This window comes from Pectobacterium polonicum (genome assembly GCF_005497185.1).
Taxonomy (GTDB): Bacteria; Pseudomonadota; Gammaproteobacteria; order Enterobacterales; family Enterobacteriaceae; genus Pectobacterium; species Pectobacterium polonicum.
In genome coordinates this window covers 455519-472637 of the sequence record NZ_RJTN01000002.1, presented here as the reverse complement: position 1 = coordinate 472637, position 17119 = coordinate 455519, and the positions used below count along the sequence as shown (strand labels likewise).

General features: G+C 49.8%; 18 protein-coding genes and 1 tRNA gene. 9 read left to right on the top strand and 10 right to left on the bottom strand.

Translation table 11 applies throughout. The features are described 5' to 3' along the window. Positions 1 to 8: 8 nt before the first annotated feature. The 4 genes from EDI29_RS04490 to EDI29_RS04475 all read right to left on the bottom strand — a co-directional run bounded on the left by EDI29_RS04490 (position 9) and on the right by EDI29_RS04475 (position 4230). The gene (locus tag EDI29_RS04490; RefSeq protein WP_137739903.1) at positions 9 to 728 is read right to left on the bottom strand and encodes a (Fe-S)-binding protein; all 720 of its coding nucleotides are present in this window, start codon (positions 726 to 728) and stop codon (positions 9 to 11) included. Positions 729 to 773: 45 nt separating this feature from the next. Continuing rightward, on the bottom strand, positions 774 to 2327 hold the full coding sequence (locus tag EDI29_RS04485) for an L-lactate permease (protein WP_137739902.1): 1554 nt from the start codon (positions 2325 to 2327) through the stop codon (positions 774 to 776). Between the two features lie 292 nt (positions 2328 to 2619). Next, positions 2620 to 2696: transfer RNA gene (locus EDI29_RS04480), tRNA-Val, on the bottom strand. A 160-nt stretch (positions 2697 to 2856) separates the two neighbouring features. Further along, complete coding sequence (locus EDI29_RS04475) at positions 2857 to 4230, bottom strand: MATE family efflux transporter (protein ID WP_137739901.1); 1374 nt, start codon at positions 4228 to 4230, stop codon at positions 2857 to 2859. A gap of 248 nt (positions 4231 to 4478) precedes the next feature. Between EDI29_RS04475 and EDI29_RS04470 the strand changes: the two genes are divergently transcribed. Next, on the top strand, positions 4479 to 5114 hold the full coding sequence (locus EDI29_RS04470) for a riboflavin synthase subunit alpha (RefSeq protein WP_107167595.1): 636 nt from the start codon (positions 4479 to 4481) through the stop codon (positions 5112 to 5114). A gap of 61 nt (positions 5115 to 5175) precedes the next feature. Here EDI29_RS04470 and cfa read toward each other — a convergent pair whose 3' ends face one another. Both cfa and purR read right to left on the bottom strand, forming a co-directional pair. Then, positions 5176 to 6327 carry a cyclopropane fatty acyl phospholipid synthase gene (gene cfa, locus EDI29_RS04465; RefSeq protein WP_137739940.1) on the bottom strand — a complete coding sequence of 384 codons (1152 nt, stop codon included), beginning with the start codon at positions 6325 to 6327 and terminating at the stop codon, positions 5176 to 5178. 315 nt (positions 6328 to 6642) lie between these two features. Next, the gene (gene purR, locus EDI29_RS04460) at positions 6643 to 7668 is read right to left on the bottom strand and encodes an HTH-type transcriptional repressor PurR (protein WP_107167593.1); all 1026 of its coding nucleotides are present in this window, start codon (positions 7666 to 7668) and stop codon (positions 6643 to 6645) included. Positions 7669 to 8060: 392 nt separating this feature from the next. On the opposite strand from purR, the gene cydH reads away from it, so the two are divergent. Beyond that, positions 8061 to 8150 (top strand): cytochrome bd-I oxidase subunit CydH, encoded by a 90-nt coding sequence (cydH, locus tag EDI29_RS04455; RefSeq protein WP_014915740.1) that lies wholly within the window; start codon positions 8061 to 8063, stop codon positions 8148 to 8150. 89 nt (positions 8151 to 8239) lie between these two features. Here cydH and EDI29_RS04450 read toward each other — a convergent pair whose 3' ends face one another. Then, on the bottom strand, positions 8240 to 9091 hold the full coding sequence (locus EDI29_RS04450; protein WP_137739900.1) for a C40 family peptidase: 852 nt from the start codon (positions 9089 to 9091) through the stop codon (positions 8240 to 8242). 339 nt (positions 9092 to 9430) lie between these two features. On the opposite strand from EDI29_RS04450, the gene EDI29_RS04445 reads away from it, so the two are divergent. Beyond that, positions 9431 to 9781: a Grx4 family monothiol glutaredoxin gene (locus tag EDI29_RS04445; protein WP_005972539.1), complete on the top strand. Its 351-nt coding sequence runs from the start codon at positions 9431 to 9433 to the stop codon at positions 9779 to 9781. A 107-nt stretch (positions 9782 to 9888) separates the two neighbouring features. Here the strand turns inward: EDI29_RS04445 and rnt are convergent, their stop codons facing one another. Beyond that, positions 9889 to 10560, bottom strand: coding sequence for a ribonuclease T (gene rnt / locus EDI29_RS04440; RefSeq protein ID WP_137739899.1), 672 nt, complete (start codon positions 10558 to 10560; stop codon positions 9889 to 9891). A 147-nt stretch (positions 10561 to 10707) separates the two neighbouring features. Continuing rightward, positions 10708 to 11115, bottom strand: a complete 408-nt coding sequence (gene gloA / locus EDI29_RS04435) for a lactoylglutathione lyase (protein WP_137739898.1) — start codon at positions 11113 to 11115, stop codon at positions 10708 to 10710. Positions 11116 to 11416: 301 nt separating this feature from the next. On the opposite strand from gloA, the gene EDI29_RS04430 reads away from it, so the two are divergent. Both EDI29_RS04430 and slyA read left to right on the top strand, forming a co-directional pair. Beyond that, complete coding sequence (locus tag EDI29_RS04430; protein WP_137739897.1) at positions 11417 to 11656, top strand: DUF1289 domain-containing protein; 240 nt, start codon at positions 11417 to 11419, stop codon at positions 11654 to 11656. 231 nt (positions 11657 to 11887) lie between these two features. Beyond that, the gene (gene slyA / locus EDI29_RS04425) at positions 11888 to 12325 is read left to right on the top strand and encodes a transcriptional regulator SlyA (protein WP_107167589.1); all 438 of its coding nucleotides are present in this window, start codon (positions 11888 to 11890) and stop codon (positions 12323 to 12325) included. Between the two features lie 131 nt (positions 12326 to 12456). Here slyA and EDI29_RS04420 read toward each other — a convergent pair whose 3' ends face one another. After that, complete coding sequence (locus tag EDI29_RS04420) at positions 12457 to 12924, bottom strand: outer membrane lipoprotein (protein ID WP_137739896.1); 468 nt, start codon at positions 12922 to 12924, stop codon at positions 12457 to 12459. A gap of 348 nt (positions 12925 to 13272) precedes the next feature. Between EDI29_RS04420 and anmK the strand changes: the two genes are divergently transcribed. From anmK to tyrS, 4 genes are all read left to right on the top strand, one after another. After that, the gene (anmK, locus tag EDI29_RS04415) at positions 13273 to 14385 is read left to right on the top strand and encodes an anhydro-N-acetylmuramic acid kinase (RefSeq protein ID WP_137739895.1); all 1113 of its coding nucleotides are present in this window, start codon (positions 13273 to 13275) and stop codon (positions 14383 to 14385) included. Positions 14386 to 14482: 97 nt separating this feature from the next. Then, positions 14483 to 14800, top strand: a complete 318-nt coding sequence (locus EDI29_RS04410; protein ID WP_137739894.1) for an MliC family protein — start codon at positions 14483 to 14485, stop codon at positions 14798 to 14800. 107 nt (positions 14801 to 14907) lie between these two features. Then, the gene (gene pdxH / locus EDI29_RS04405) at positions 14908 to 15591 is read left to right on the top strand and encodes a pyridoxamine 5'-phosphate oxidase (protein ID WP_137739893.1); all 684 of its coding nucleotides are present in this window, start codon (positions 14908 to 14910) and stop codon (positions 15589 to 15591) included. A gap of 235 nt (positions 15592 to 15826) precedes the next feature. Continuing rightward, the gene (gene tyrS, locus EDI29_RS04400) at positions 15827 to 17104 is read left to right on the top strand and encodes a tyrosine--tRNA ligase (protein ID WP_137739892.1); all 1278 of its coding nucleotides are present in this window, start codon (positions 15827 to 15829) and stop codon (positions 17102 to 17104) included. Positions 17105 to 17119 lie beyond the last annotated feature (15 nt).

Genomic DNA, 17119 nt, shown 5'->3' with positions numbered 1-17119 from the left:
TCCTCTCCTTAGCGGCTCATCAGAACTTCGGCGATGTGCATCACCTTGACTGGGTGGCCTTCACGCTGCATGCGGCCACCGATATTGAGCAGGCAACTGACATCGGCACCAATCAGGTAGTCGGGTTTGACCTCCATCATGTGGCTGACTTTTTCTTTCACCATTTCGCCGGAAATTTCTGCCATCTTCACCGAAAACGTGCCGCCGAAGCCGCAACAGGTTTCTTCTGCTTTAAACGGCAGTAAGTGCAAATCCTGAACGTGATTGAGTAGCGCGATAGGCTCTTCGCGCACACCTAACTTGCGAAACAGGCTACAGGAGGGGTGGTAAACCGCCGTTCCTGACAGGCGTGCGCCGACGTCCGTCACGCCAAGCGTATTGACGATGAACGATGTCAGGTCTTTCATGCGTTCGGCAACACGTTCGGCACGCAGTACCCATTCAGGTTCATCGGCCAGATATTCGGGATAGTGGCGGATGGCGTTCATGCATGAACCAGCGGGAGAAATGATCGGGTCGTCATTGTCTTCCAGCGCGGCAATCACGCTTTTCATTCCGGGAATGGCGCTGTTGATATAACCGCCGTTGATGGCAGGCTGCCCGCAGCACGACTGTTTTTCGGGAAAGTGCACGTTGCAGCCCAACTGCTCTAATAGCAGTACGGAATCACGCGCCATACGGGATTTAAGCGCGTCACCAATACAGGTAACAAAAAAATTAACATTCACGACAGACTCCCATTACTCAATGTAGATGGATTTTTTATTGTGATATCAGGCCATAAACAGGTAGTAGACCAGGCCGACCTTGAGCCCAAGAATGATGATGTAGACACCGCAGTACTTCAGCGTACCGGACATGATTGCGCTACCTTGTCCTTCCATGCGCGTTGCCGACACCGCGATCGCAATACTTTGCGGCGATATCATCTTGCCGCCGGTTGCGCCTGCGGTGTTCGCCGCTGCCAGCCAGACGGGGTCGACATGCAGCTTTTCCGCCGCCATGGTTTGCAACTTGCCAAACAGCACGTTGGAGTTGGTGTCGCTGCCGGTGACGAACGTGCCTAATGCCCCAATTACCGGGGCGATAAACAGATAGCCCCCTCCGGTTACGTCCACCATGGTTTGTGCCAGCGAGGCGATCAGCCCGCTGACATCCATCACCGTCGCCATTGCGACGATGGCGGTAATCGCGATAATCGAATTTTTGAGCTGTTTTACCGTGCTGACGAAGACATTCAACATCGTTCCCAGCTTGGCTCCCTGTATAAAACCGCCCAACAGACTGGCGATAATGATCAGAACGCCGGGCGTGGCAATCCAGTCGATCTTCAACTTCAGCACTTGTGTATCCGTCAGATAAAAGGGAATGACGGAAGCGACCTGAGAGACGACGCCTTTGATGGCGGGGAACAGCGGCGAACACAGCAGAATAAAGGTAAAAATCAGGATATAAATCGCACAGGCGCGCAGCAGCTGACTGGCGGAATAGCCTGATAGGGAAGCGCGTTGCGCGCTGTCGATAAGGTAGGCGGTATCGGTTTCCTTCTTACGGCTTTTTGCCATTGCTGTAACTGCAATCAGGCTGACTAAACTGCCGGCGAAGGCGGGCAATTCGGCACCGAGGTGGACGGCCACAATATACTGTGGCACCAGCGTGGCCACGCCGCACACCAGCGTAATAGCAAACACGCCGCGAATGGCCTTAATGCCACCGCCAATAATCGCGATGATGACAAAGGGCAGAAGGATATTGAATAACGCCAGTTGCAGCACAACCGTCGCGCTTAATGTGGTGACAGGAAGATGAACCTGTTCCGCTAAAATAGAAACTGGAATGCCGACAGCACCAAAGGCGGTGGGAACAGTATTGGCGACCAGTGATGCAATCGCCGCTTTCATCGGGTTGAATCCCAGAGCGATAAGGATGCCGATGGGGATCGCAACGGCGGTGCCATAACCCGCAGCCGCTTCGAGAAAACCACCAAAGCACCATGAAATCAGCAATACCTGGATACGCTTATCGTCGCTGATACTAGCGAGTACGTCTCGCAGTACATCCATGCTGCGTGTTTTTTGCATCAGGTTATAGCTGTATATGGCACCTAGAATAACGATAATGATTGGCCATAGACCTTTCAGCGCGCCATAGCTTGCTGCTAATCCCAGTGTTTTTAGTGGCGTGTGCCAGAATAGGGCAGCGATCGTGACGGTTAGCGTCAGCGTAATCAGTACCGCATGGTGGATAGGCATTTTTATTTTGAGAATAAGAACAATCATGACCAACAGTGGGAAGCTACCCAGCAAAAAATATAAATAATCGTGCATAGCGGTGTCCTGACATCCTGATTTTAAGAAGTAAAAAAACAAGGAATACCAACGTGGTGCTATATACACTTATATAATGCATGGTTATTAAATAGTTTTAGCTGAATCGGGTCAGATGAAACAAAAAAGTGCACAATGGGTGTGAAATTAGTTACTTAATGGTTAATTTAGTTACTTAATTGGGCGTGATGGAGAACATGAGCGAATAAACCACCGAGAATAACGACGCTTTCTGTATCAAGGGACGAAGAAAAAAACGACAGCGTGAAAGGAATAGAGGAAAAACAAGAAATGGTGCGTTCAATTGGACTCGAACCAACGACCCCCACCATGTCAAGGTGGTGCTCTAACCAACTGAGCTATGAACGCATTGAGATACCGAACTGCCTGTCTGACAGCGGGACGAATAGTAGCGAGCAAGGGGAAATCTGGCAAGAAGAAAAATGCAATTTTGTGCGCTTGCCGGTGCGATTGCTGAGCTTGTATCCATCCCGCCGTTTTTTTCGACGATACCTGAGTGAAACGTTATCTAGCGGGCGGCTCGCGCTAAAATTTGCGCGGCTGGCTGACGCTGAAGAAAGCGAATCCGCGTCACCATCATGACCGCTGCTGCTGTCAGACCAATGATGAAACCGCACCAAAATCCCGCTGGGCCCATGCGCGGGACGATGACATCTGTCAACGCCAGCAAATAGCCGCTCGGTAATCCCAATACCCAATATGCCGTAAACGTAATATAAAAAATTGAGCGAGTATCTTTATAACCGCGCAGTACACCGCTGCCGATAGCCTGCACCGCATCGGATATTTGATAAATGGCGGCTAAAAGCATAAGTTGAGAAGCCATTGCGACCACCAGAGGGTCCTGATTGTAGAGCAGGGCGATAGGCTCACGCAGTAGCGTGGTAAAAATTGCCGTACAACTGGCTAACGCCACACCGGCCATGATGCCGGTGTGCGCGGCAATGCGGGCGTTTTCAACCGATCCTTCCCCTAAACGGTGTCCGACGCGAATGGTCGTGGCGACGCCAACCGAAAGTGGGAGAACGAACATCAGTGAACTGAAATTCAGGGCAATCTGGTGACCGGCCACATCAACGACACCTAGCGGTAACACCAACAGCGCCACCACCGCAAACAGGGTAACCTCAAAAAGCAGTGCTAGCGCGATGGGTAAACCGAGGCCAAACAGTCGTTTGAGTACGGTAAAGTCCGGCCGGAATGTCGGGCGATGAAGGCGGATATCGCGTAGCCAGGAAGCGCGGCGGGTATAAAGCATCATCAACAGCATCATGATCCAGTAAACCGATGCAGTAGCGACACCGCAGCCTACGCCGCCCAATTCGGGCATGCCAAATTTACCGTGGATAAAGATATAGTTAATCGGGATATTGATTAACAGCCCAATGAATCCAATCATCATGCCGGGATAGGTTTTTGATAGCCCCTCACACTGGCAGCGCAACACCTGGTAGAACAGATAGCCGGGAACGCCCCACAGCAATGCATGCAGATAACCGATGGCTTTTGCTGCGAGCTCCGGCGAATCGTCGCTCATCAGATTGATGGCATATTCCCCCTGATACAGCACCAACATTGTCAGCAGAGAAATAATGGCGGCCAGAAAAAAAGATTGTCGTACCTGATGAGAGATGCGATCGCGGCGGCCGGAACCGTTGAGCTGTGCAACAACAGGCGTTAACGCCAACAGCAGACCGTGGCCGAAAAGAATGGCGGGTAGCCAAATCGATGTCCCGACTGCGACGGCGGCCATGTCGGTGGCGCTATAAGCACCTGCCATGATGGTGTCAACCACCCCCATTGATGTTTGGGACACTTGCGCAATAATGACAGGAACAGCAAGCGCCGATAATTTACGCGCTTCTGTCAGATACTGTTGCACGGATACCTTCCTTGAATGACTTAATTTTGCTAGCGGGATGAATAATTCGGATATGAAAAACGTCAAGAACAAAATGAGAGTGTTATTGTAACGACTTAATAAAAGTAAACCAGCATGAAAGAGAATATATTCTTTTTGTTACGCTGCGGTTTCGATAGCGTTTGACGTTCGGTATTCCGGTTTGGTTTTCCGTGGAATATCGTGCACACTGCACAGCGTCATTTCTTTGTTTTTAAGAGGCAAACCGCATGTTTACCGGTATTGTTCAGGGCACCGCACCTGTGGTGTCAATTGAAGAAAAATCCAATTTTCGTACTCACGTTATTCAACTTCCTCCCGACCTGTTGCCTGGGCTCGCGCTCGGTGCATCGGTGGCGCACAATGGTTGCTGCCTGACGGTGACGGCTATTGATGGCGATCGTGTCAGTTTTGATCTCATGAAAGAAACGCTGCGGCTAACGAATCTGGGTGATATTCATGAAGGCGATGTCGTGAATATTGAGCGAGCTGCGAAATTCGGTGATGAGATCGGTGGGCATGTTATGTCGGGCCACATTATGTGTACGGCGGAAGTGGTCAAGATTCAGGTTTCAGAGAACAACCATCAGATTTGGTTCCGTCTGGCAGATGAAGCGCTGATGAAATACGTGCTGCATAAAGGTTTCGTCGGGATTGATGGCATCAGCCTGACGGTGGGCGAGGTGACCCGCGGGCGCTTCTGTGTGCATTTAATACCAGAAACGTTGAACCGCACAACGTTGGGGCTGAAGCGTTTGGGGAATCGCATCAATATTGAAATCGACCCGCAAACGCAGGCCGTGGTGGATACCGTCGAGCGCGTGTTAGCCAGTAAGCAGGTGAACGATCTCGGTAAAGAAGAGTAATGCTGCATTCTCTATTTTTTGTAAACCGGACGAGTAACATTGTCCGGTTTTTTCTTTTCTGTTAGCGAGAAACACGCAACCCGCCGTCTATTCCATCCCTGCTGAATACGATCTGCCAGAGCTGAAGCTCTCTTGCTCTGAATGCTCCGGCACACGCGTTCAAATAGTAGCTGAACATCCGACGAAAACGTTCAGAGTAGTGTGTGGCAAGCTGCGGCCATCCTTGTTGAAAGCGCGTATGCCATGCCATTAATGTGCGATCGTAATCGATGCCGAAATTGTGCCAGTCTTCCATCACCATGTCAGGCTCACTCGCCTGCGCAATGTGCAAAATGGATGGAATGCAGCCGTTGGGAAATATGTATTTATGAATCCAGGGATCGAGGCGTGAATCGGTTGAATTAGCACCGATAGTATGCAGCAGGAACAGCCCATTGGGCTTTAGGCAGCGGCGTACAATACGAAAGTAGCTATCATAGTTGCGTGGCCCTACGTGTTCAAACATACCTACCGACACCACGCGGTCAAATTGTCGATCGAGATCGCGGTAATCCTGTAGTTTGATGATGACATCCAGTCCCAGGCAGCGCTGTTGTGCCAGCGTCTGCTGCTCTCGAGAAATGGTGATACCGTAAACGGAAACCCCGTAGCGACGCGCCGCGAACTCAGCAAACCCGCCCCAGCCACAGCCGATATCCAGCAGCGTCATGCCGGGTTTAAGCTGGAGCTTTTCACAAATCATAGTGAGTTTATCTTCCTGCGCATGTTCCAACGTTTGTGCCTGTTTCCAGTAGGCGCAGGAATATTGCATGTAAGGGTCCAACATGAGGGAAAAAAGGTCATTACCCAGATCGTAATGCAATTCGCCGACGATTCGAGAGCGTCGACGGGATTGTAAATTCGTGATGCGGGCAGTGGCGATTCGCATAAGATCGTGCAAACGGCGAGGGAGTGTACTCTTTAGCCCTGCACGCAGGACAAGATGGAAAAACATATCCAGCCGTTCACATTCCCACCATCCGTCCATATAGCTCTCCCCCAATCCCAGTGAACCTTCCCGCAAGACGCGTTTAAAAAAACCAGGGTGGTTAACGCAGATATCAAAAGGGCGAGTGCCGTTAATAGTGATACCCGCCATATTCAACCTGTCTTGCATGATTTTCAACCAGGGCGTGGTATGGCTATGCTGCTCTTTTGCATAAGGTGTACCCATCATGTCTCCTAAATTTTTCACGTGTGAACGTATGGAAAAACATACCTGGACAGCACTTACAGCAGCTGATGTATCCGCTGTCACCAGAGAGAAATGAAGAAGAAATGCGCTAATAAGCCGGTGGTTAATGTGCTTATAGGCAAGAAGAACGCGTATCCGCTTACGTGCGGCTATCGCTATTTTGGATTTTATCAGTGAAAGTGAAACGCAGTTTTCAGTTTAAATCTGCTTCAGCCAGCGCACAAGAAAATTGGCTGAAGCAGACAAGGAAAGCAGGTGGGAATAAGACGAACGGTCTATGTTGAGTTGCCGAGGTTAGCGGCGATAATCGAGGAACGGGCCGTCGGCAACAGAGCGACGTTCAATCAGCGTTGGATGCACTTCAATGACGTGTGCATCTTCCCGCTTACTGGTAATGCGATCCAACAGCATCGCGAAAGCGGACTGTCCCAGACGCTCCTTTGGCTGGTGGATGGTGGTCAGTGCCGGCGTAAAGAAACGCGCGTGGCGCACGTTGTCATAACCGATCACCGAAATATCCTGTGGCACGCGCAAACCCAGTTCATCAGCCGCACAAATAGCACCCATTGCCATGATATCGCCACCACAGAACACCGCTGTGGGGCGCTGCTTTTGCGCGAGGATCTGATGCATGGCTTTATAACCGGATTCCGGTTCAAAATCGCCCCGCACGACCCATTCATCGCGCACGGTAATATCGGCTTCCTTTAAGGCTTTTAAAAAGCCAAGGTAGCGTCCGTTACCCGTGTTGCGCTCTTGTATTCCGGGGATGGCACCAATATCCCGATGGCCGCGTTCAATCAGATAGCGGCCTGCCATATAGCCGCCCTCAAAGGCGTTATCGATGATGGTATCGGTGAAATCGCTATGCATTTGGCCCCAGTCCATGACGACCATGGGAATGCTGCGATAATCTTCCAACATGCCCAATAACTCTGGCGGGTACTCGGCGCACATGACCAGCAGGCCGTCGACGCGTTTTTGCGCCAGCATCGAGAGATAAGCGCGCTGTTTGCCGATATCGTTATGAGAATTACACAATACCAGCGTGTAGCCTTTGGCATAACAGCTGTTTTCGACCGCTTCAATGATCTCGGCGAAATAGGGCGCTTCGCTAGATGTAGCCAGCAAGCCGATAGATTTGGTGTGATTAACTTTGAGGCTGCGGGCGACGGCGCTAGGCGAATAGTGCAATTCCTTGATTGCTGCCCTGACGGCTGCCTTAGTCTCTTCGGCGACGAAACGTGTTTTATTGATCACGTGCGATACGGTTGTGGTGGAAACGCCAGCACGCTTTGCCACATCTTTAATCGTTGCCATCTAAAAATGACTCCTGAACTTACCTGTTACAGACGTAAGTATATTGTTAATCGTTTGCCTACGTTTAAAGTTCTTCTTCTAAGCTAAAAAACAGGATTTCAGAAGGAGAATGCCGAATGTTATACCGAAGGGATCTGGCTTGACGTTTTTCGACTGGTACGCAGCGCTTTCATAAACAGCGGATTGTGTCCGATTTATCATGAAAGTGAAAGGGCTAATTTATACTATTAGTGATGCATCCGTCGGAGATTTTTCGCTAGAATTATGAAAGAATCGTAATAACCCTATTATTTGTAGCTTTAACTGTCTAAGTGGGTTCGGCTGTGAATGATGGTGTCTTTTTTTTCAGATGAAGTTTCAGATGAAATTTGTTTGCTAATAAGGAGTGGTTTATGGATACCGATCTGAAGATGTCTTTGCTGACAACTGTTGGCTCGTTGGCTGTGATCATCGCGTTTAGTTTTATTGCGGTGTTGAACTAACCTTCAGTGTTTTTTGCGCAGGTTAGGTATTCAGACAGGTTTATTGCACAAAACCTGTCTGAATACGCTTCTGTTCGGCGTGCTATCGCTTAACGAATGGTCTGCGGCGTCACCACGCGACGTGCCCCAACATAGTGCTCCTGCCAATAATCTTCACTTAGCTTGCTGATACGAATATCTGAACCTGTACGCGGTGACTGGATAAATTTGCCTTCCCCCAGATAAACTCCGACGTGATCGGCAGCCCCACGATTGTTGATGCGGAAAAAGACCAGGTCGCCACTTTCCAGCTCACTCTTTTTAATCGGCGCGGCATCACGCAGATGGTACATTTCGTTCGCGGTACGAGGGATTTGGATCTTAACGACGTCTTTATAGGCGTAATAGACCAGCCCGCTACAGTCGAAACCGGTAAAAGGAGAGGAACCGCCCCAGTGGTAAGGTTTACCGATCTGGCTCATCAGTTTATTCATGGCGGTCGTTTTGGCGTGTTGATAGCGTTTTTTATGCGCTGCGCTTAGCGTCATCCCCTTTTCTGTGGGCGCTGGATTTTTATCCACTTTGCCTTTGAGCGCTGTCTTCTTCAGCCCGGTTTTGAGTCTGGCCTGTGCAATTGTCTGCCTGTCGTCTTCAGGCTTCAGCTTTTTAAGGTTTTTTTTCACTAGCGCAGGTGTGCCGCTTTGCGTCCGGGATGGCTTCTTTTCTACCGGTTTGTTAGCCGTACGGGTTTTGGATTTATTGCTGACGACGGTTTGTTCTGGCTTTTTACTTTTGATTGGCGCTGGTGACTTAGCATTACCCTTTGTTTGACGGCTTTTCTTATTCGTTTCTTCAACGGCGCTTTTCTTCGGCGTAGAATGCGGGGTATGCGGCGCAGCCTGAACGATGTTCAGGGATAGGTTACTGAAAAATAATATAAAAAGAGTAATAAATAAGCGCATAATAAAAGTGACCGAACATAATCCTTAACTCGCTCAATCCGCACAGTATTCCTGAAAACGGCGTCATAAAAAAGTGGGCATGGTCGCTTTATTCATACAGAATAGTGAAAAAACGTTAATAGTTGTTTTTTCGTCTGATTTATCAGCGTTTTCTGGCGTTGATTTCATCAATGATGAATAATCGGTAGGAAAATAACCTTACAAAAAATGGCGTTTTTTTGTAGCTATTGGCATCGGTACAATATCATTGAGTCAATGTCGCTGTCGTAACACTCTGACGGCGACTCATGGCTAGCGTTTTGGACGTTAGCCATCCTATAGATTTAAGGAAGCAAGAAGATGACGACACCGACAATTGAAAAAATTCAGCGCCAAATTGCTGAAAACCCGATTCTGCTGTACATGAAAGGCTCCCCCAAATTGCCAAGCTGCGGTTTTTCTGCACAGACCGTCCAGGCATTGTCTTCATGTGGCGAACGTTTTGCTTATGTTGATATTTTACAGAACCCAGATATTCGTGCGGAACTGCCGAAATACGCGAACTGGCCGACATTCCCGCAGCTGTGGGTGGACGGCGAACTGGTTGGCGGCTGTGATATCGTGGTTGAAATGTTTCAGCGTGGCGAACTGCAACAGCTGATCAAAGAAACGGCTGATAAATACAAAGCGCAGCAGGCCGATCAAGAGTAATGCTGCACCACACGCAATAACAATCTCAGTACTGTTAATGCGAACGTGAATATTCCCAGCGGGTGCCTTATGGCACCCGTTTTTTTACGATTAGCTTTCGTGCTTTCTTAGTCTTCGGCTGATGTATCTTCGAGAGAGCTTTCTTCCAGCGCAAGCGGCCATCCTCCCAGACGTTTCCAGCGATTAACCAACTCACAGAACAATAATGCGGTCTGATTGGTGTCATACAGCGCGGAGTGTGCCTGGCTGGAATCAAACGCAATGCCAGCGGTAATACAGGCTTTAGCCAGAACCGTTTGGCCTAAAACCAGTCCGCTAAGGGCGGCGGTATCGAATGTGGCGAAAGGATGGAACGGGTTACGTTTCAGGCTACAGCGATCCGCTGCCGCTGCCATAAAGCTGTGATCGAAGGTGGCATTATGTGCCACGATAATCGCACGGTTACAGCCCTGATCTTTAATCCCTTTACGCACAACTTTGAAAATTTCGTGCAGCGCATCGTATTCGCTCACCGCACCACGTAGTGGGTTGGTGGGGTCAATGCCGTTAAACGCCAATGCCGCAGGTTCCAGAATCGCGCCTTCGAATGGCTCAACATGAAAATGTAGCGTTTCATCTGGCTGTAACCAACCGTCTTGATCCATTTTTAATGTTACTGCCGCGACTTCCAGCAAGGCATCAGTTTTCGCATTAAATCCGGCAGTCTCAACATCAATCACTACTGGATAAAACCCACGAAAACGGCCGCTCAGGGCGTTCAGATCACTTTTATCAGCCATTTGTCTCTTAATTGTCAGCAAAACGCAGCGCGCATTATGGCAAATTTTGGCCGGAGATGCAGCATGCCCGTTACCTTTCGACCGGTGGCGGTAGCAGAAGAAGAGGGGAGAACAGGTGCCGATGCAGCACCTGTAGAATGCAGGGTATTAGTGACCGATGCCGTTGCCGGCATGGGCGTTTTCGATCAATTCGATTTTATAACCGTCTGGATCTTCGATGAATGCGATAACGGTCGTACCGCCTTTTACCGGACCCGCTTCACGCGTCACATTACCGCCAGCTTTACGGATACGCTCACAGGTTGCAGCAACATCGTCAACGCCCAACGCGATATGGCCATAGGCGTTGCCCAGATCGTAGCTGTCGACACCCCAGTTGTAGGTCAGCTCAATAACTGCACCCTCGCTCTCTTCGGTATAGCCGACGAAAGCCAGTGTGTATTTGTATTCGGTATTCTCGCTGGTGCGTAGCACGCGCATTCCCAGAATCTGGGTATAGAAATCAATAGAACGTTGTAAATTGCCAACACGCAGCATGGTATGAAGTAAACGCATAATGCCCTCGTTAAAAAAGTGCAACAAAAGGGAAGTATAGCGTTGTGGCTCTGGTGAGTCCAAGCTGTTGGGATGGTGCTAAAAATGCGACACTAAATGCGACACTATGGTGAGGTTTGTGTTAAAACGTACCAACAGGAGGGGTTAATGGCGTGGTAAGGGAATTTTAGGCCGCCTGACGTATAAAAAAATCGTCAGTGATTACAATGGTTATCTAATTATTTTCATTGTGACGGTCTGTTTTGGCTTGCCAGCAGTAAAGAACAGGGCTTCAATAAATAGAGTTGTAGCGGGAGGTGGTGTGCCAGAGCAGCTTGAACTCTTTGTTGTCCCTAATCCATGCCGTGGTATTTGTCAGGCGGATGATGGCGGGTATTGTCGCGGTTGCTTTCGCAGTCGTAACGAACGCTTTAGCTGGGGCCAAATGAGTGATGCTCAGAAACAGGATGTACTGCGTTTGTGTCGGCAAAGAATGAAACGGTCACAGCGTTCAGAGAAAACCGATACACCAGCAGAATCCCATCAGCCATCGTTGTTTTAAGTCATTTTGTCTTAGACGATCTATTTACGTGAAATTTTGTTTAAGCAACGCAGGAGCGTTCGATTGAATAAAATAAGCCAAAGATCATTTTTAAAAGACTTTTATTTGATAGAATCATGTTCAGGAAAGGTTCTATTTTTTTACGATAGTAATATCGTTTTTTATTCTTATAAATCAGAATTGATTGCAATCCAGGGATATAACTTAGCGTGCTAACAATAAGGAGAGGTGATGGAATTGCCATTAGGATCTGATTTAGCTCGTCTGGTGCGCGTGTGGCGTGCGCTGGTCGATCACCGATTAAAACCACTTGAGCTGACTCAAACGCATTGGGTCACGTTGCATAACATATACCACTTACCCCCTGGCCAGTCGCAGATTCAATTGGCCAAAGCAATCGGTATTGAGCAACCCTCATTAGTTCGAACACTGGATCAGCTTGAGGAGAAAGGGTTAATCACTCGTCACGTTTGTGCTCACGATCGCCGAGCAAAACGTATTATGCTGACTGAATCAGCGGAACCAATAATACAGGCAGTCAATGGTGTAATTAGTCATACACGAAGTGAGGTGTTATTTGGAATTACGCCAGAGCAGGTTGATGAATTAGCGCTGTTGGTTTCGCGTCTTGAAAAAAATATATTGGCATTGCATGAACATCAAGTGTAGCTAAATTCGGGTTACGCAGAGGGAGAATGAAATCCCGGTGATATTACCAATACCCGTTATTGGTTATTTATTCCGGGAGTTGATTATTCGTTGTGACGATCGCCGCGGAGAGCAGCGATCGTCACACAATGTTAGCGTGGAGAAACGGTGACGCTACGGCCATTGCTTGCCATGGCAACACGTTGACCCTTGCTGAATTTCGTATCGCCCTGTTTCTGTACCACCATAATGGTACTGCCGTCATCACGACGGATTTCCAGCTCTACGCCCTGTGTACGGTTCAGTGCACCTGTCGCGCTTTGACCTGCTACACCACCGGCTACTGCGCCAGCGGCCGTTGCCAGACTACGACCGGAACCGCCGCCGATAGTGTTGCCCAGGAAACCACCCAGAACAGCACCGCCCAGTGCGCCGATAACGTTAGAATCTTCCCCAGCCTGAATCTGAACCGGACGCATAGAAACGATGGTGCCATAGGTAACGGTCTGCACCTGTTTAGCTTCGGATGCGCTGTATACATCACCGGAAAGCGTACTGGTATTAGCACAACCAGCGAGCGTGATACCAGCAAGGGTAACCACAAGCAAACGCTTCATCATAATAAAAACTCCTTAATAGCGAATATGTCGGGCTGGCTCAGCCTCGGCCGACGCAGTGTTATACCAATAAATTATGGTCTGGCTCAGTGTAGCATGCCACTCTTTTTACTCTTTTTTTCAGATTATAATAGTGCGCTTAAATTGCGTTTAAACAGAGAAGTAAATAGCACAATACATGGCTTTTTTTGTAGCAAATATTATCAAAAATTCCTTTTTGGTTAAAACCTAACCCGTGTGGCAAAAACGTAAAAAATTTAATAATTCAGCGTGTTAACGTGCTATTTTTATTCTCAGCGTAACGGCTGTTATCGGTGTTCTCTTTTTATCCCATAGGGGAAAGGCTATATAATGAGGTCAGGCAGATATATTGGCGTGATGTCCGGCACCAGTCTTGATGGCGTCGATGTTGTGCTAGCCGCGATTGACGAGCATACGGTTGCACAGCAGGCAAGCTACTGTCATCCGATACCGCAGGATATCAAAATGGCCATCCTTGGGATGTGTCAGGGGCAGGCTGTGACGCTGTCAGCGCTGGGGCAGTTGGATACACGTTTAGGTATTTTGTTTGCCGAAGCGGTACTGACACTGCTTAAAGAGACAGCGTTGGGAGCGCAGGATATTACCGCAATTGGCTGTCATGGGCAGACGGTCTGGCACGAGCCTACGGGGGATGCACCGTGTACGTTACAGATCGGCGATAATAACCGCGTTGCCGCATTAACGGGCATCACCACTGTGGGGGATTTTCGACGCCGCGATTTGGCCTATGGCGGGCAGGGTGCTCCACTGGTGCCATCATTCCACCATGCGTTGCTGCTACATCCTGTCGAGCGTCGTATTGTGCTCAATATCGGCGGGATCGCCAATCTGTCACTGCTGGTGCCAGGTGCGCCCGTGCGCGGTTACGATACCGGGCCGGGGAATATGCTGCTAGATGCCTGGATCTGGCGGCATTGCGCACAACCGTATGATAAAGACGCGGCGTGGGCAGTAAGCGGGCAGGTGAGTCCGCTATTGCTACGTCGGATGTTGACCGATCCTTATTTTGCGTTACGGGCACCGAAAAGCACCGGACGGGAGTATTTCAATCTGGGCTGGCTGGAAAGAATGCTGGCTGGCTTGCCGCCGATTGCGCCGCAGGATGTTCAGGCGACGCTGGTCGAATTGACAGCCATGAGCATTGCTGAACAGGTGCTATTGGTTGGTGGATGTGAGCGTTTGTTGGTTTGTGGCGGCGGTGCGCGTAACCCGCTCATCATGATGCGCCTCTCGGCTCTGCTGCCGGGCATTGAAGTCAGCACCACGGATGAATGTGGTGTGAGCGGCGATGATATGGAAGCGCTGGCATTTGCCTGGCTGGCATCACGGACGTTATCGGGATTGCCGGGCAATTTGCCGTCCGTCACGGGGGCGAGTGAGGAAACGGTGTTAGGCGCGATTTATCCCATCAACGTGGATTAATCAGATTTTGCCGAAAGGCTCATGTTTATCCTCTTGTTAAACTTACATGAGCGGCAGTGATAGTTGCCGCCATTGACAAGTATAACCGGAGAAAAAAATGAAACGATTGCTGACGGGGACAGCGCTGATTCTGCTGAGCGGATGCAGTTATTTTGGTCATAAACAGACAGTGGAAACGCTGCATTATCAATGTGGCACGCTGCCGCTCACTGTCACGCTACAGCAGGGGGGAGAAACGCCTGCACAGGTGAGTTTCCTGCTGGATGGTGAACGGCTGGCGCTTCCTCAAGTGGTGTCTGCTTCTGGGGTCAGATACAGCAATGATGTCTATACATTCTGGAGTAAAGGCGATCGTGCATTTATCCAACGGGGTGAACGTGTTATTGTTGACGATTGCGTGTTGGCACCGATGTAACTGACGCTAAATGTGAGCTGTGCCACTGCTGATTGCGATTTTTCGGGTACGGGAGCAGAATGAGGTTTTCGCCCGCTTCTGGCCCGACATTGCGATAGCAGGATATTATGACTCAGGAACGCTCCCCCTCTGACACGACTCCTCTCCTTCAACCCACCGATATCGCCGACATCCGCCGCGAATACACGCGAGGCGGGCTTCGTCGCGGCGATCTCCCCGCTAACCCGCTGGATTTGTTTGAACGCTGGCTGAAACAGGCTTGTGAAGCGAAACTGGCCGATCCTACCGCGATGTCTGTCGCGACCGTTGATGAACACGGGCAGCCTTACCAGCGCATCGTTCTGCTCAAACACTATGATGAAAAAGGCATGGTGTTTTATACCAATATGGGCAGCCGCAAAGCGCATCATCTGGAAAACAATCCACGTATCAGTCTGCTGTTCCCTTGGCATATGCTGGAACGGCAGGTGATGGTGCTGGGACGAGTAGAAAAACTGCCGACGCTTGAGGTGCTGAAATACTTCCATAGTCGTCCGAAAGACAGCCAGATTGGTGCGTGGGTATCAAAACAGTCCAGCCGGATTTCAGCGCGCGGTGTGCTGGAAAGCAAATTTTTGGAATTGAAGCAAAAATTCCAAAGTGGCGAAGTCCCTTTGCCGAGTTTCTGGGGGGGCTTCCGCGTCGTTATCGATTCTGTCGAGTTCTGGCAAGGCGGTGAACACCGCTTGCATGACCGATTTTTCTACCAGCGACAGGAAGAGGGCTGGCAGATTGATCGTTTAGCGCCTTAATCACGAAATATCCGTGTTAAACGCTGGCGCTCCTACCATCGGCACTTTATCCTATGAAGTTTCGTGTTGGCTGGATATTGCCCAGCGATATGGCGTTCGTAGTTTGTTGCGTAAGGTAATGCAGCAGCGAAATCATCATGCGACAGCAGACAGGTATGCTGCGCATCCCTCACGGCTCGGTGCGTAAACCCCAAAGGGAACGTCACGGCCTGTTTTTATAAAAATGGAGTTATCGATGGCGAGTAGTAACCTGATTAAACAATTGCAAGAGCGGGGCTTGATTGCCCAGGTGACGGATGAGGAAGCGTTAGCAGAGCGGCTGGCGCAAGGGCCAATTGCACTGTATTGCGGTTTTGATCCTACCGCTGACAGCTTGCATTTGGGGCATCTGGTGCCGCTGCTCTGCCTGAAACGCTTCCAACTGTCTGGGCACCAACCTGTTGCGCTGGTAGGCGGGGCGACGGGACTGATCGGTGACCCAAGCTTTAAAGCCACAGAGCGTAAACTGAACACGGCTGAAACCGTGGGTGAATGGGTAGAAAAAATTCGCCGTCAGGTTTCTCCCTTCCTGGATTTTGACTGCGGCAAAAACAGCGCGATCGCCGCCAATAACTACGATTGGTTCGGCAATATGAACGTGCTGGATTTCCTGCGTGATATTGGCAAACACTTCTCCGTTAATCAGATGATTAGCAAAGAAGCCGTCAAACAGCGTTTAAATCGTGATGATGTGGGTATTTCATTCACTGAGTTCTCTTACAACCTGTTGCAGGGATATGACTTTGCCTCGCTGAACAAGCAGCATGGCGTCGAACTGCAAATCGGTGGCTCTGACCAGTGGGGTAATATTACATCTGGTATCGATTTGACGCGCCGTATGAACCAGAAGCAGGTTTACGGCTTGACCGTTCCACTGATCACCAAATCTGATGGCACGAAATTCGGTAAAACGGAAGGCGGCGCAATCTGGCTGGATGCCAGCAAAACCAGCCCTTACAAATTCTACCAGTTCTGGATCAACACGGCAGATGCCGATGTGTACCGCTTCCTGAAATTCTTCACGTTCATGAGCCTCGAAGACATCGATGCGTTGGAAGAAGAAGACAAGAACAGCGGCACAGCGCCACGCGCTCAGTATGTGCTGGCGGAAGAAGTCACCCGTATGGTACACGGTGAATCGGGTCTGGAAGCGGCTCGTCGTATTACACAAAGCCTGTTCTCTGGCGCGTTGCAGGATATGACGCAGGACGACTTTGCTCAGCTTGCTCAGGATGGCATGCCGATTATCGAACTGGAAAACAGCGCTGATTTACAACAGGCGCTGGTCAGTGCCGAGTTGGTGCCGTCACGCGGTCAAGCGCGCACGATGATTGCGTCGAATGCGGTAACGATTAACGGTGAAAAACAGGCGAATCCTGAATACACCTTCAGTGCTGCTGACCGTCTGTTTGATCGCTACACCTTATTGCGTCGCGGTAAAAAGCACTACTGCCTGATCTGCTGGCAAGCATAAGTATCACCGATAAGG